This window comes from Vibrio sp. SG41-7 (assembly GCF_014164465.1).
Classification (GTDB): domain Bacteria; phylum Pseudomonadota; class Gammaproteobacteria; order Enterobacterales; family Vibrionaceae; genus Vibrio; species Vibrio splendidus.
In genome coordinates this window covers 1-1,028 of the sequence record NZ_JACJFF010000303.1, presented here as the reverse complement: position 1 = coordinate 1,028, position 1,028 = coordinate 1, and the positions used below count along the sequence as shown (strand labels likewise).

Here is a 1,028-nt window from a genome sequence, read left to right as displayed (position 1 = left end):
TAGTTGGACACCAATTATTGGGGGTCTTTTTATGTCCAAATATAGCCGAGAGCTAAAATGTATCATTGCTAAGCAATACTTAGATGGCACGTCATCTCTCTACTTAGCAAAACAATATTCAATTTATTCAAGGCAGATACGGTATTGGGCTCAAGTCTTTGCTATCCATGGTACTGATTCATTTTTATCAACTAAGCATGCCGCGACTGCTCAAACAAAGCGAAAAGCATTGAATTTAATGTGGACGAATGAATGGTCTCTCACGCACACTAGCGCTGTATTAAACCTCTCATCCCCTGGGATACTCTCTGTCTGGCTCAAAAGATTTAATGAGCTCGGTATCAAAGGGCTCAAAATGCGCCAGAAAGGAAGACCCTCAATGAAACAGCAACCTCAACGTACCACTAAGCCTGATAATGAAATGACGCTTGAGGAGCTAAAAGAGGAGTTGGTCTACTTACGAACCGAGAATGCCGTTCTAAAAAAGTTGGAAGAGTTGGAGCAAGAAAAAAACCGTCGAACAAAGAAAAAGCGGTCATAGCTCTAACTCTTAAAGGCAAGTACCCGTTAAAGCACTTACTGCACACTCTACAGCTGGCAAAAAGTGTCTTTTATTATCAGGCTCAAACGAGCAAGCGCCCAAATAGCTACGAACGTGAGCTGCGGTTGATAAAGTCAATTTATCATGAACATAAGGGGCGATACGGCTACCGCCGAATTCACTTGGAACTAAAAAATCAGGGGTTCGTGCTTAATCACAAAACGGTTCAAAAGCTTATGGCTCAGCTCAACCTTAAATCGACGGTCAGGATTAAAAAGTATCGTTCATACCGAGGAGAGTCAGGAAAAGCTGCTCCCAACGTTCTTGAAAGAGATTTTAGTGCGACTCAACCCGATGAAAAGTGGGTAACTGATGTCACGGAGTTCAAAGTCAAAGAGCAGAAAGTATACTTGTCTCCCGTTGTCGACTTGTTTACTCAGGAAGTGGTTGCTTATAGAGTGGCCAAAAATGCCTGCTTGCCGCTCGT

2 protein-coding genes are annotated in these 1,028 nt (G+C 42.8%); both read left to right on the top strand.

Annotated features, from left to right (window positions below; genetic code table 11):
* The first annotated feature begins 31 nt into the window (after positions 1-31).
* The gene (locus H5300_RS28575) at positions 32-541 is read left to right on the top strand and encodes a helix-turn-helix domain-containing protein (RefSeq protein WP_182797365.1); all 510 of its coding nucleotides are present in this window, start codon (positions 32-34) and stop codon (positions 539-541) included.
* Positions 538-1,028, top strand: a 491-nt coding sequence (locus H5300_RS28570; RefSeq protein WP_310736202.1) for an IS3 family transposase, incomplete at its 3' end; no start/stop codon positions are given. The genes H5300_RS28575 and H5300_RS28570, both read left to right, overlap by 4 nt.

Excerpts from the sequence above, each read along its gene's own strand:
- H5300_RS28575 (WP_182797365.1), top strand. The coding sequence starts at position 32 with ATGTCCAAATATAGCCGAGAGCTAAAATGTATCATTGCTAAGCAATAC.